Here is a 13,594-nt window from a genome sequence, read left to right as displayed (position 1 = left end):
CGTGCGGCGCCGAGGGGGGAGCCGCGGACCGCTCAGCCCGCGGACGAGTGGGTGCCGGCCCACCGGTCGGACAGTTTGGGGATGCGGTGCTCCAGCATCTTCGACGGCAGCTCCGAACGGCTGGCCACGTTCAGCTTGCGGTAGACGCGGGTGAGGTGCTGCTCCACCGTGCTGATCGTGACGTGCAGCCGGGTGCTGATCTCCCGGTTGGTGTACCCGAGCGCGGCCAGCCCGGCGACCCGGCACTCCGCGTCGCTCAGGATGGCCGGGCCGCCCTCGGCCTCGGCCGTCTCCGGGCGCGCCGGGTCCTCCAGGAGGTGCGCGTCGACCGGCGACTCGATGCGGCACGCCTCGGCCTCCCGCGCCGCCTGCCGGGCCACCAGCCGGGCGCGCGCGTACTCGCCGAGCTCGTAGTGCGCCGCCGACAGGTCGGCGTACGCCTGGGCCAGCGCGTAGCGGTCGCCGCACGTCTTGAGCAGGTCGATCGACTCGCGCAGCAGCGAGGCGCGGCGGTGCGGCTTGCAGGTCGCGGCCAGCAGCCGCAGCGCCATGGCACGGGCGCGGGAGCTGTGGCCGCCGGGCAGCCGCAGCTGTTCCTCGGCCCACTCCCGGGCGGTGCGGGCCTTGCCGATCCGCAGGTTGGCCAGGGCCAGGTCGGACCGCCAGGGGATGCCCTTCTGCAGGCTGGGGTTGCCCTCCCGCAGCAGCCGTCCGCAGGTCTCGAAGTCGCCGAGCGCCGCGAAGGGCCGTTCGGTGGCCAGGTGGTGGTGGCCGCGGGCCCGCAGGTACTGGATGCCGAACACGGTGTGGTACATCGGCTCGGGCACGTCGTGTTTGAGGAGTTCCTCGGCCTCGTCGCAGGCGCCCCGGGCGGTGAGCGCGGAGATCGCCGTCGACAGCGGGAGGCCGATGAGGACGCCCCAGCTCTGGGCGCGCAGGGTGCCGAGGGCGGCCAGGGCGCCCTGCGAGGCGGTGGTCATGTCCCCTTGGAGCAGGGCGATCTCCGCGCGGATGGCGCCGAGCAGGGCCTGCCAGGTCGTCGCCCGGCGTTCCACGGCGCACTCCAGCAGCGCGTCGCAGGCGGCGGCGGCGAGGCCGGGCCGGTCCGCGTGGGCGATCGCCAGCAGGGACATCGCCACCATCTCCAGGTTCAGGTGGTCCAGCCGGTGCCCCTGGAGTGCCTGGGCGACGGCCGCGGCGGACTCGTCGGTGGCGTCGCCGCCGACGAGCACCGCGACCCGTGCGGCCAGCCCGCCGCCGTCGGCGGTCACGGGGCGGCGGCGCGGGTCGAGGCCGGACACGGGGGTGCCCTTGCCGGGGAGCGAGACGCCGTAGAACCACTGCCGTACGAACTCCACCTCCGCGACGATCTGGGCGTCGGCGGGCGACTGGACGCGGACGAGCGTGGCCACGGCCCGGGCGGCCAGTTCGGTGTCGCCCTGCCAGAGCAGGTAGCGCAGGACGGTGGCGGTGTCCCGCATGCTCAGGCCGCCGTCGAGCGCGGCCTCCCGCAGCGGCTCCAGGTGGGGGCCGGCCGCCGCCGGGTTGGTGCGCCACTGCGCGCGTGCCAGGGCGACGGACAGCGCGTGGCGTTCGCGTTCGTCGGAGCAGTCGCGCAGGACCAGGCCGAGGTAGTCGGCGCAGCGCTCCACGTCGTCCGCGGCCAGCGCCTGTTCCGCGGCGGTGCGCAGGACCTGCGCGCCCCACCGGGGCGGGACGAGACCGGCGGCGCACAGGTGGTGCGCCACCTCGTCGGCGGGGGCGCCGGAACGATACAGCATGTCGGCGATCCGGCCGTGGAGTCCCGCGCGGGCGGCGGCGTCCATGTCCTCCAGGACGGCCGCGGCCCCGGTCGGGTGCCGGAAGGCGTGACCGTCCAGCAGACCCGCCGAGTTGAGGGTGTCGACGGCTTCCTGTGTGACCACGGGGGAGGTCCCGGCCAGTTCCGCGACGGGCAGGGTGCGGGCCAGGGGGCCGAGCGCGGCCAGTGCCCGGGCCACCCGGGTGTGCCCGGCCTCGCCGCGGTGGAGCAGGGAGAGGACGGCCTGGCGGTAGGCGGCGCCGGCGACGGGCGGGCCGATCTCGGGGCCGAAGCCCGTGCTGTCGTCCAGCAGGGCGTGCAGCAGGAGGGGGCTGCCCGCGGTGGCCCGGTGGTAGGCGGTGCGGACGGCGTCGGGCAGGGCCCGTCCGGTCTGTGCGGTGAGCAGTTCGCCGACGCTCGCCTGGGACAGGGGGGCCAGGCGTACCCGGCGGTGGGGCTGGCGCAGGAGTTCCGTGTGGGCGGCCGAGCGCACCTCGCCGAAGTGGCCCGACGTCGCGCACACCACGAGGACCCGCCGGGAGCGGCCGAGGCGCAGCAGGTGGACGAGTGTCCGCAGGGAGGCCGGGTCCATGGCGTGGGCGTCGTCGACGGCGACGACCAGGGGGCGTTCACCCTGCGCGAGGCGCAGGAGCGTGTCGGCCGAACCGTCCGCGGTGGGGTCGGGCACGGTGTGCCCTGCGGAGCCGAGGGGGCGGCCGTTCCCCGCCGGTCCGTTCACCTCGTGGGACACCCGGTGTGATATCGCGCACTCCGCCTCGGCGTTGCCCAGTAATTGCCCCACCAGCCCCAGGGGCCGATCTCGTTCCGCCGTGGCGGCGGTACCGGTCAGTACCTGCGCGTCTGTGCTGTTCAGCGTGGTGAGGAATTCATGTACCAACTGGGTCTTCCCAGACCCGGGACCCCCGGTTATGATCACCAGTCGGCCGTTTCCCCGCATGGTGTCGGTGAACGCCTCGGTCAGAGCCTGCAGTTCTCGTATTCGGCCGAAAAGATGCATTGAGGATCCCCCCTGGATTCTTTCTCCGAGCCGGATCGTGCCCCGTATTCCGCGTGACGAGCCGGCCTCGCGCGACGGTTCGTGAAAAGTCTGTGAGAGTGGCGGTACCGCCGCAAAGGCGGCGCGCCGGATCGGTTCCTCCCCTGGTCGGCGGCGTGTGGCCGTCGGCATGGCATCCGCGGGGGAGGCTGCCGGCGGTCTGTCGGCGGCCCCGCGCGAGAGGCGTGGCATCCTCTGGTCTCCCGTTTTCACCGCGTACCGGGGGGTCCATATGGCGGTCGGCATTGATGTGCCGGTGCTTACCGCCGGTACGGTTGCCGGGCGCCCGAAAGGGTGGAGCGAATGGTTTCGGCCAATTGCTGGCCGAGAATGATTCGAGGCGTTCTGCGGATTTGCCGGTCGAGTCCCGAGCTTCGCTGGTCGAGTCACAGGAATTAAGATTGAATGCTTATAGCAGATTGAGACGGTATCTGTCCAGGCCAACGTTGTCAACAGCCCTCCTGGTGACCCCTCTTGCCTACTATCCGGGTCGTCCGTCGAGGCGTCGTTTTACAGACCGTTGATTTACCGGTTGGTTAAAGAAAGGAACCGGGCACGGGGCGCGGTGAATCCGGTCACCGACAGTGCTTGCGGTGCCCGTTCGGGCAACCCGCCGCGCCCGGGACCCGTCAGGGGAGGATCGAGTCGACGTATCCGCCGTCGACGCGCAGCGCCCCGCCGGTCGTCGCCGACGCCTGCTCGGAGCTGAGGTAGACGACCATGTGGGCGATCTCCTCCGGCTCGATCAGCCGCTGGAGCAGCGACTGCGGGCGGTGCTCGCGCATGAAGGTGCGCTGGGCCTCGTCCCAGGGCAGGTCCCGGTCGACGAGTTCGTACACGAACTCCTCGACACCTCCGGTGTGCGTGGGCCCCGCGATCACCGAGTTCACCGTCACGCCCGTGCCGGCGGCCTTCTTGGCGAATCCGCGGCTCACCGCCAGCAGCGCGGTCTTCGACATGCCGTAGTGGATCATCTCCGCCGGGATGACGACCGCCGAGTCGCTCGCCACGTACTGGATCCGCCCCCAGCCTCGCCCGGTCATGCCGGGCAGGTACAGCCGGGTGAGGCGCACGGCGGCGAGGACGTTCACCTCGAAGTAGCGCCGCCACTCGTCATCGGTGATCTCCAACGGGTCGGCGGAGCCGAAAATACCGAGGTTGTTGACCAGGATGTCCACTCGCGGCAGCACTTCCGCCACCCGGGCAGCGCCCTCGTCGCGGGAGACGTCGGCGGCCACCGGCACCAGCTCCGCGCCGGGCGCCTGGCGGGCCAGCGCCTCGACGCTCTCGTTCACCCGCCGTTCGTCCCGGCCGTTGATGCCCACCCGGGCCCCGGCCCGGGCGAGGGCCACGGCGATGGCCGCGCCGATGCCCTGGGTGGAGCCGGTGACGAGTGCGGTGCGTCCTGTCAGGTCGATCTGCATGGGCGGACGGGATCCCTTCCGGTCGCGGATGTCACGGGCCGTCAAGTGTGCCGGTGGGGGCCGGGAACGCACGGCAGACGCGAGGGCGATCGGCCGTTCGGCCCCGTCCGCCCGGCGGGCCGCGCCGCGGGGCCGGTCCACCGGGCGGACGGGACGGCACGCCATCTCCCCGCCGGGCAGAAGGCCCCGGAGCCCACCGGTACTCGGGCAGTGGCCGGGGGCATGGTCTCCGCCCGTGGCGCCGGGCGGCACCACGGGCGCCGGACCGGAGCCCCGGCGCGGGATTCTCAGCCGGCGGGTGCCGTGGTGCCGGTGGCCGCGCCCGGTACGAGGGGATGCGCCGCCAGGTGTCCGAGCATCGCCCCCAGTCGGGCCGTCTCCTCCTCCGGCAGGGGCATGAGCGGCGCCCGGGGATCGCCGGCCGGACGGTCCTGGATCCGCAGCCCCGCCTTGACGGCCCGCGGCAGGCCGTGGCCGACGATGAACTCCAGGAAGGGCAGCAGCTCGGCCAGGAGGGCGTCGGCGCGTTCGTCGTCCCCGGCCGTCGCCGCGGCGTACAGCTCCAGGGCCCACCGCGGCACCAGGCAGGGCGACGCCGTGCACCAGCCGGCGGCGCCCGAGCGGAAGGCCTCCAGCGCGACGGGATTGCTCCCGTTGTAGACGGACAGCGTGCCGTCGGACAGCTCCCGGATGGCGCGGAAGCGGGCCACGTCGCCGGAACTCTCCTTGACCATCGTCAGGTTGGGGATGTCACGCGCGAGCGCGACCACGGTCTCCGGCAGCAGGTCGACCCCGCTGGTGCCCGGGTTGTTGTACAGCATCACCGGCAGGTCGGTGGCGGCCGCCACCGTGGCGTAGTGCCGCCGGAGTTCGGCCTCCGTCAGCTTCCAGTAGACCTGCGGGAGCACCATGATCGCGGTGGCTCCGTGGCGGGCGGCCACGCGCGCCCGGCGGACCGTGCCCTCCGTGCTCCAGTGCGAGACGCCGACCAGGGTGGGCACCCGGTGGTCGACGGTCTGCACGGCGGTCTCGCACACGGCGTCCCACTCGGCCTCGCGGAGGTAGGCGCTCTCACCGGTGCTGCCCAGCGGGGCGACGGCGTGGCTCCCCGCCGCCACCAGTTCCTCGGTGAGCCGGCCCAGCGCGGTGAGGTCGACCTCGCCGGTGGCGGTGTCGAAGGGGGTCACGGGGTAGGCGATGATGCCCTTCAGAGGCATGCGGCGACCGCCTCCACGTCGACGCAGTCGGGATGGCCGCGCAGCGCCCGGCGCGCGTGGTAGGCGAAGTTCGCCTTGTCGCGCCGGTCGGTCGACGTCCAGTCGTGGGCCTCCCGGGCGAGTGCCGGGTCGAGCGGCCTGATGGTGCCGGCCGACATGGCGAGGAGCTGGAGGCGCGCGGCGCGTTCGATGAGCAGCGCCAGGTTGCACGCCTCCTCGACGGTGGCTCCGGTGACGAGCTGGCCGTGGTGGGCGAGGAGGACGGCCCGCTTGTCGCCGAGGGCGGCGGCGATGATCTCCCCCTCCTCGTTGCCCACGGGCACGCCCGGCCACTCCTGGAGGAAGGCGCAGTCGTCGTACAGCGGGGTGGTGTCCATCTGGGAGACCACGAGGGGGACTTCGAGCATCGACAGGGCCGCGGTGTGCAGCGAGTGCGTGTGGACGATGCAGTTGACGTCCTCGCGCACCCGGTAGATCCAGGAGTGGAAGCGGTTGGCCGGGTTGGGCATGCCCTCGCCTTCGAGGACCCGGAGGTCCTCGTCCACCAGGAGCAGGTTGTCCTCGGTGATCTCGTCGAAGCCGAGTCCCAGGCGCTGGGTGTAGTAGGTGCCGGGCTCCCGCCCGCGGGCGCTGATCTGGCCGGCGAGCCCCGAGTCGTGGCCGCCGTCGTGGGCGATACGGCAGGTGAGGGCCACCTTCTGCCGTGTGGTCAGCTCCAGGTCGCCGAAGAGGCCGTCCATCTGCCGCCGGGCGCGGTCGACGAGTACGTCCTTCGGATCTCGCAGGGTGCTTGCCATTTTCTGCTCCAGTTCCGGAGCCCGGACCGTCGCCGGGCCCCGCGTCCGTGCGCCGGGGAACGCGGCGCTTCAGGAAACGTCGTTCACCATAGGACACCTGGTTTCCTGCGAGCAAGGAAGGCACGGGGGATGGCCGAAAGCGGTGCCCGGGACGGCGGAAGCCGTGCGGGACGGTCAAGCCGCCCCGAGCCCACCCGACTTGACCGGCGTTCGGGACGGGCGGGCCGTGTCACCGCGCGTGCGCGGACGACACCTCAGGCGACGGCGGAGCGCGCTGATCACCAGGAGACCTGAACGTGCGGGCGTCGACGCGCGCTCGTGGCTCAGGGAAGGCGGGAGTGCGGCGCCCGCGGAGCGTCCGGATGCGCTGGGTCGTCGGCGACCAGGAGCAGGAGCGCGGCGCGCTCGGTGCCTAGGGAGCGGACCTTGTGGGGGGTGGTGGCCTGGAAGTAGGCGCAGTCCCCGGGGCGCAGGGTGATGGTGCGGGACGGGAGGATCAGCTCGACCTCCCCCTGGTGGACGAAGATGAACTCCTCGCCGGGGTGGTCGCGGAAGGGGGCGTGGTCGGCGTCGTGCGGGGGGTGGAGCATGAAAGGGGTCATGCTCTTGGTCCCGGCTTCGAGCGCCATGCCCTCGTAGCGGGTGCCGGGGTCGTCGCCGGGGGTGAGGGGCCGGCGTTCCCCGGCCCGGGTGACGGTGACCTCGGCCGGTTCCTCGGTGTCGGCGAAGAGGTGGTCCAGGGGGACACCGAGGGCCTTGGCGAGGGAGGCGCAGACGGCGATCGACGGGACACTCCGGCCGCGTTCGACCTTGGACAGGTAGCTCTTGGTGACGCCGGCGCGCTCGGCCAGCGCCTCCAGCGTCATCAGCCGCTGCTTGCGCAACTGCCGCACCCGGTTGATCACAGTCTTTCCCTCCATGCCCCTCGGCCGGGCGTCGGCCGGACGGCCCCCCAGTATGGCGCGGCGGCCCCCGGTGGCCGACGACTCCCGTCCGCACCGGCGCCACCCTCGCACGCCGGCCACGAGTGTCCTCCGGCGGCCCGTGCGGGCCCGGGCGGCGCAGACCGCCGGGTCACCGCGTCGGGAGGGCATGCGCGGCCACCGTCCTCGGGGCCGGTGCGGTGTCAGGAGCTGTGCAGGACGACGAGCCGCCGGGTCGCCCGGGTCATCGCGACGTAGCGGTCCACCGCCCCCTGCACCCCCGCCCCGAACCGCTCCGGGTCCACGAGGACGACCAGGTCGAATTCGAGCCCCTTCGTCAGCTCCGGCGGCAGCGACCGTACCCTCGGCGATCCGCGGTAGGACGAATCACCGATGACGCAGGCGGTCCCGTCCGCCCGCGAGCCGAGCCACGCGTCGAGGACCGAGCGCAGCTCCGAGGCGGCACCGTGCACGACGGGCACGCCGCCGGAGCGGACGGACGTCGGCACGTTGGCGTCCGGGAGCACGGCCCGGATGACCGGCTCGGCCTCCGCCATGATCTCCTGCGGCGTGCGGTAGTTGACGCTCAGGGAGGCCGACTCGATCCGGTCGAACCCGACCCGGCCGAGCCGTTCCCGCCACGACTCCGTGAACCCGTGCCGGGCCTGCGCGCGGTCCCCGACGACGGTGAAGCTCCTGGACGGGCAGCGCAGCAGCAGCATCTGCCACTCCGCGTCGGTCAGTTCCTGTGCCTCGTCCACCACGATGTGCGCGAACGGCCCGGCGAGCAGGTCCCGTTCGACACCGGACAGCTCGGACTCGTCCACCAGGTTCCGCTGGAAGTCCGCCCGGCGGAGCTGCGTCATCAGGCCCTCGCCGTCGTCGTCGGCCGCGATCAGGTTGTCGACGACCTGCGCCATGCGTGCGCGCTGGGCGGCGAGGACGCCCTCCCGCCGTCGCGCTCTGCGTGCCGCCCGCGGGTCGCCGAGCCGCTGCCGCGCCGCGTCCAGCAGCGGCAGGTCGGACACCGTCCACGCCCGGGCGTCCGCGCGCTGGAGCAGCCGGACCTCCTCGCGGCCGAGCCACGGGGCGCACATCCGGAGGTAGGCGGGTACGGACCACAGGTCTCCCACGAGGTCGGCCGCCTCCAGCAGCGGCCAGGCGCGGTCGAGGGCCGCCATGAGCTCCCGGTTCCCGAGCAGCGACCTGCGCAGAAGTTCGGGCGGTGCGTCGCCGTCGTGCCGGTCCGCCAGGATCGCCAGCAGCTCCTCCAGTACCTGTTCGCGGGCCTCGTTGTGCGGGGTGCCGGGCTCCGCCGCCCCGAACGCCACGGCCCAGTCGTCGGCGGTCAGCCGGACGTCCGACCAGTGGGTGGTGACCGTCATCCCCTCGGCGGGCGGTTCCTCGTAGAACCTGACGGCCGTCTCGATGGCCCGCACCATGTCCGCCGACGACTTCAGCCGGGCCACCTCCGGGTCGGCCTCGGTCGTGGCCGCGGCCCCCTCGGCGACGAGGTCCCGCAGCGTGCAGGTCCGCACACCCTCCTCGCCGAGGCCGGGCAGCACGTCGGCGACGTAGGCCAGGTACGGCCGGTGCGGCCCGACGAACAGCACACCGCCGCGCCGGTGACCGAGCCGGGGGTCGGAGTGCAGCAGGTAGGCGGAGCGGTGCAGGGCGACCACGGTCTTCCCCGTGCCCGGCCCGCCGTCGACGACGAGGGCTCCGCGCGAGTCCGCCCGGATGACGGCGTCCTGGTCCGCCTGGATGGTGCCGAGCACGTCCCGCATCCGCGGCGAGCGGCTGGCGCCGAGGCCGGCGATGAAGGCGGACTGGTCGTCGAGCGCGGCATGGCCGGCCAGTCCGTCCTCGGTGAACACCTCGTCCCAGTAGTCGCCGACCCGGCCGTCGGTCCAGCGGTACCGGCGGCGGCTCGCCAGTCCCATCGGGTCGGCGTGGGTGGCACCGAAGAACGGTTCGGCCGCGGGCGTGCGCCAGTCGACCAGCAGCCGGCGGCCCGCGCTGTCCGTGAGCCCGAGCCGGCCGACGTACACGGGGTCGGCGCCGTCCTCGGGGACCATGCGGCCGAGGCACAGGTCCAGACCGAAGCGGCGCAGGGTGCGCAGCCGTGCGGTCAGCCGGTGGATCTCCGCGTCCCGGTCCATCGCCTGCCGGCCCCGGCCGCCGGGCGCCCTGCGTTCGGCGGCCAGCCGTTCGGTCAGTTCGGCCGTCGACCGTTCGAGACACTCGGCGACGGCCGCGAAGTGCTCCTCGTCCGCGGCGATCAACGCCGGATCGGCCTTCGGGGCGAGGCGCTGGGGAAGGTCGAACGCACTGGCGTGCAGGGCGGGGTTCACGTCATTCACTCCGATGAGGCCGTTGGTGGCTTCGTGGTTCTCGTAGCTGCCGCGGTTCTTGCGGTTCTTGCGGTACTTGCGGTACTTGGCTCTTGCGGTTCTCGTGGTGCGGGCCGGGTGCCGGACGCGCCGGGCGGGTGCCGGTACGCGGTCGCGGGCGCGGTGCCGGGCGGAGCCCGCGCCGCCACCACGAGCAGGGCGGGCGGGGGTCCGGAGAGCGGCTTCGGCGGCCGATTCTGCGGTACGACGGGGGTCTTGCCGCAAGACCCCCGGTGCGCTATACGTTGAGAGTGGCAAGGAGCGCGGGTGGCCTCCTTGCCTTCCGCATGTCCGGCCGCGCGGCCGTCCCTCCGTCCCCCACCGTGCCGTCGGTCCGTGATCCCAGGTGCCGGATGCCGCGGGACGGGTGATCCTGAAGAGGTGCGGGGTGTACCTGGGGCTCGGCTGCCGGCGGCCTACGCCGCCCCCGGCCGTCGTGCCCTGCGCGTGACGCTCGTCGCGGCAGCCGGCTTCTGCTCCTTCCGCTACGGCCTCGGCCGCCCCGTGGCGGCGACGTACGCCCTGTTCAGCGTGGTGGCGCTGGGCGGGCTCGCCCGGATCCCCGGCACCGGACGGCAGAGGGCGAGGACGGTCCTGCGCCTGGTGCCGGTGTGCTGGGTCCTGGTCGTCGCCGGCACCTGTCTGTCGGTGCGGACCTGGAGCGCCGTCGTCGGCATGTCGGTCATCGGCTTCGCGCTGGCCTTCGCCGCCGTGGGCGGACCCCGCCCGGCCGGGGCCGCCCCCGGCCTCCAACTCCTGTACATCCTGCCGTCCTTCCCGCCCTACGATCCCGGTTCGCTCGCCGAACGGCTGGTCGGTACGACCACGGGCGTGCTCCTGTTCGCCGCCGCCGAGGTGCTGCTCCTGCGCGAGCCGGGACCGCCGCCGTACCGGGAGCGGGCCGCCCGGGCGGCCCTGACCGCCGAACACTGCGCGGTCCGTCTCGCGGCGTCCCCGCACGCCCTGCCGGAAGCCGACGTCCGTGCGGCCCGGGCCGCGGGTCAGGCGCTGCGGCCGCTCGACGTGCCGGACGCGGAACGCCCGGCCGGACCCGGGGTGCGCGACCGCGCCCTCGCCCACACCGGCCTGGCCGCCCGCACCCTGCTCAGCAGACTCGCGCAACTGCCCGCCGAGCCGCCACGGACGCCGCCCGGCGTCCCCGCCGGGCCGGTACCCGGAATAGCTTCCGATGTGCCCGCCGGGCCGGTACCCGGAACCGCTTCCGGTGTGCCCGCCGGGCCGGTACCGGGAACGGCCTCCGGTGTGCCCGCCGGGCCGACACGGGGAACCGTCCCCGGCGCCCCCGCCGGGCCGGTACCGGGAACCGTCCCCGGCGTTCCCACCGAGCCGGCACCGGGAACGACCCCCGGCGTCGCCGCCGTCCTGCACGCCGTGGCCCGGCTGTCGGCGGCGACCGTCCGCTGCCTGCGCACGGGTACGTCCCCCGCGGCCCGGCAGCAGGAGCTGGCCGCGGCGCGCGCCGGGCTGTCCGGCCTGTCCGCCGGCCCGCCTCCCGCCCCGGCGCACGCGTCGCCCCCGCCCGCCGGGGCCGCACGGCCCGCCGGCTTCCCGCCCGCCGTGCTGCGCCGCCACGCCGCCGTGCTGGAGATCGCCGACGCGGCGCTCGCGATGGGTGCGGCCGCCGACCTGGCGGTACACGGCCGCCACGCCTCGACGCAGGCGCAGGCGCAGGCGGGCCGCTTCTGGTACGCCGGGAGCCGGGCCCCGGTCCTGTGGTGGCACCGGATGCGCGGCCACGCCGGGCGCGGGTCCGTGTTCTTCCAGAACGCGGTGCGGATGGCGCTGGCCCTGACCGCGGTCCGGCTGGTGGCCGGGCTGGACACCCTGCCGCACGGTTTCTGGGCCATGCTGGCCACGCTCACCCTCACCCGCACCACGCTGGGGGAGACCTGGTCGACCATCCGCCCGGCGCTCGCGGGCACCCTGGCCGGGGCCGTGGTGAGTGCCGGAATCCTGCTCCTGGTGGGCTCCGACACCGCCGTCTACGCCGTCCTGCTGCCGGTGTGGATGCTGTTCGCCTTCACGGTGGGGCCGGTCAAGGGCACGGGCTGGGCACAGGGACTGTTCACCGTGCTCGTGGCGCTCGTCTTCGCTCAGCTCGCGCAGCCGACGTGGCGGCTGGCGGAGGTCAGGGTGCTCGACGTGCTGGTCGGCAGCGTCATCGGCGTCGTCTGCGGCGTGCTCGCCTGGCCCCGGGGCGCCCATGACGAGATGCACCGTGCGGGGGCCGAACTCATGCGCAGGGCGGCGGAGATCGTGATGGCGACCAGCGCGTCCGTGGCCGGCGGCGCGACGGCGGCGGCCCGGACGGAGGTGCCCGGCCGCCGGTCGCTGCAACACGCCGTCGTCCTCGCGGAGTCCGCCTACGCGCAGTTGCAGAGCGAGCCGCCGCCCCTCGGCGGACCGCGGCGCGGGACGGGGCCGCCGCCGGTCGTGGACTGGCAGGCGACGCTGATCGCCGGGCACCACACCCTGTGGGGCTCCGCCCGGCTGCTGGAGCCCCCGCTCACCGCGCTGGGTCCCGCCGCGGCGGAGTCGGCCGGCGCGCTGGGGGAGCGGGTGGCGGGCCGCATGCTCTTGGTCTCGGCGGCGCTGGACCCCGGGGACGACACCCCGGTCATGCCGATCCCGCCGGTCGATCCGACCCCGGCGGCCTTCGCCGCGGAACCTTCCGGCGCTCCACGCCGCTACTACGCGACCACGGCCTGGCTGGCCTCCCTCATGACCGACCTGACACGGATCACGGGTCCCTCCCGGACCCCGGAGAGCGGTACCGGCGACGGCACGGCCCGGGCCCCGGGGCCCGGAGTCGACGGCACCCCGGCCGCCGGTGCCGGTCCCGCCGCCGGGGCACCGAGCGCCGTCCGGCACGACCGGCAACGCTGAACGCCGGCACGGGTCCGCCGGCCGCCGGAACGCGGACGCCGGCCGCGGGGACGGGTGCCCCGCGGCCGGCGTTCCCCGGCGGCGCCGGGAGGGGTGCCGAACGTGCCGCTACTCGTCTCCGTAGCCCTTGCCGTAGTCGCCGTAGTCGCCGTAGCCACCGTGGTGGCCGCCGTCATGGTCACCGTCGTGACCGCCGTCGTGGTCCTCGTCGCGCCGGTTGACGAGCCGGACGGTGATGCCCTGCTCGACGTTGGCCGCGGTCAGCTCGTGCGGGCCGCTGACCGGGTTGCCGGGCAGCCGGTAGCCCTCGGGCACGGCGGTCTCACGCAGGTAGTACGCGCCGAGCGCGAGGTCGTCGAAGGTGCAGCCGCCCCGGACGTCGGTGGAGCAGTCCTGGCCGACGCGGGTGTCGGGGTCGACGCCTGAGGTCTGCAGCCCGGCCACCCCGTTGCTCTCCCGCCACAGCTCGAAGACCGCGCCCGCGAGGGGCGTGCCGTTCTCGGCGTCGGTCTTCTCCACCTTGATGGTGCCCTCGGTGCCCGGCACCTGGCTCGGTGTGTTGGCGGCTTCGATCTGTACGCCGGTGTCGGTGTTGGTTTCGGTGAGGGTGAGGGGGCCGAAGGTGTTGGGGTCGGGGAGGTCGTAGCCGTTGGGGGGTGTGGTTTCGCGCCAGTAGTAGGTGCCGGTTTCGACGGTGCGGGTGCACAGGCCGTTGGTGTCGGTGGTGCAGGTACCGTCGAGTCGGGTGTCGGGGTTGATGCCGGTGGTCTGGAGGCCGGGTGTGCTGTTGGTTTCCTTCCAGAGTTCGAAGACGGCGCCGGTCAGTGTGGCGCCGGTTTGTGCGTCGGTTTTTCTGACGCGGACTTCGCCGGTGGTGGGTTGGGGTTGGTTGGTGGGTGTGTTGGCGGCTTCGATCTGTACGCCGGTGTCGGTGTTGGTTTCGGTGAGGGTGAGGGGGCCGAAGGTGTTGGGGTCGGGGAGGTCGTAGCCGTTGGGGGGTGTGGTTTCGCGCCAGTAGTAGGTGCCGGTTTCGACGGTGCGGGTGCACAGGCCGTTGGTGTCGGTGGTGCAGGTG

At 73.9% G+C, this 13,594-nt stretch carries 8 protein-coding genes; 1 reads left to right on the top strand and 7 read right to left on the bottom strand.

Annotation, left to right across the window (positions count from 1 at the left end; translation table 11 throughout):
* Window positions 1–32 precede the first annotated feature (32 nt).
* From ACZ4K2_RS03910 to helR, 6 genes are all read right to left on the bottom strand, one after another.
* Entirely contained in the window at window positions 33–2,819 is a 2,787-nt protein-coding gene (locus tag ACZ4K2_RS03910) for an AAA family ATPase (RefSeq protein ID WP_467470164.1), read from the bottom strand.
* A 668-nt stretch (window positions 2,820–3,487) separates the two neighbouring features.
* Entirely contained in the window at window positions 3,488–4,282 is a 795-nt protein-coding gene (locus ACZ4K2_RS03905; RefSeq protein WP_467470162.1) for an SDR family NAD(P)-dependent oxidoreductase, read from the bottom strand.
* A gap of 287 nt (window positions 4,283–4,569) precedes the next feature.
* The gene (locus tag ACZ4K2_RS03900; RefSeq protein ID WP_467470160.1) at window positions 4,570–5,499 is read right to left on the bottom strand and encodes a dihydrodipicolinate synthase family protein; all 930 of its coding nucleotides are present in this window, start codon (window positions 5,497–5,499) and stop codon (window positions 4,570–4,572) included.
* Window positions 5,490–6,296, bottom strand: a complete 807-nt coding sequence (locus ACZ4K2_RS03895) for an aldolase (protein WP_467470158.1) — start codon at window positions 6,294–6,296, stop codon at window positions 5,490–5,492. The genes ACZ4K2_RS03900 and ACZ4K2_RS03895 overlap by 10 nt, the downstream gene beginning before the upstream one ends.
* A 323-nt stretch (window positions 6,297–6,619) precedes the next feature.
* Window positions 6,620–7,216: a helix-turn-helix domain-containing protein gene (locus tag ACZ4K2_RS03890; RefSeq protein WP_467470156.1), complete on the bottom strand. Its 597-nt coding sequence runs from the start codon at window positions 7,214–7,216 to the stop codon at window positions 6,620–6,622.
* A 206-nt stretch (window positions 7,217–7,422) separates the two neighbouring features.
* Window positions 7,423–9,573 carry an RNA polymerase recycling motor ATPase HelR gene (gene helR / locus ACZ4K2_RS03885; RefSeq protein WP_467470154.1) on the bottom strand — a complete coding sequence of 717 codons (2,151 nt, stop codon included), beginning with the start codon at window positions 9,571–9,573 and terminating at the stop codon, window positions 7,423–7,425.
* A 420-nt stretch (window positions 9,574–9,993) separates the two neighbouring features.
* Between helR and ACZ4K2_RS03880 the strand changes: the two genes are divergently transcribed.
* A complete protein-coding gene (locus ACZ4K2_RS03880) occupies window positions 9,994–12,519 on the top strand; it encodes an FUSC family protein (RefSeq protein WP_467470152.1) in 2,526 nt (841 codons plus the stop codon).
* A gap of 108 nt (window positions 12,520–12,627) precedes the next feature.
* Here ACZ4K2_RS03880 and ACZ4K2_RS03875 read toward each other — a convergent pair.
* Window positions 12,628–13,594: MSCRAMM family protein (locus tag ACZ4K2_RS03875; RefSeq protein ID WP_467769940.1), on the bottom strand; the 967-nt coding region annotated here is incomplete at its 5' end.

It is taken from the genome of Streptomyces sp. NPDC025833, from assembly GCF_055558055.1.
Note: the sequence above shows the minus strand (reverse complement) of the source record. Positions and strands in the feature narration are given on the sequence as shown.

What these genes read in the sequence shown, in the direction of transcription:
- ACZ4K2_RS03905 (WP_467470162.1), bottom strand. Translation starts at nt 4,282, where the DNA reads ATGCAGATCGACCTGACAGGACGCACCGCACTCGTCACCGGCTCCACC.
- ACZ4K2_RS03910 (WP_467470164.1), bottom strand. Translation starts at nt 2,819, where the DNA reads ATGCATCTTTTCGGCCGAATACGAGAACTGCAGGCTCTGACCGAGGCG.
- ACZ4K2_RS03895 (WP_467470158.1), bottom strand. Translation starts at nt 6,296, where the DNA reads ATGGCAAGCACCCTGCGAGATCCGAAGGACGTACTCGTCGACCGCGCC.
- ACZ4K2_RS03900 (WP_467470160.1), bottom strand. Translation starts at nt 5,499, where the DNA reads ATGCCTCTGAAGGGCATCATCGCCTACCCCGTGACCCCCTTCGACACC.
- ACZ4K2_RS03890 (WP_467470156.1), bottom strand. Translation starts at nt 7,216, where the DNA reads ATGGAGGGAAAGACTGTGATCAACCGGGTGCGGCAGTTGCGCAAGCAG.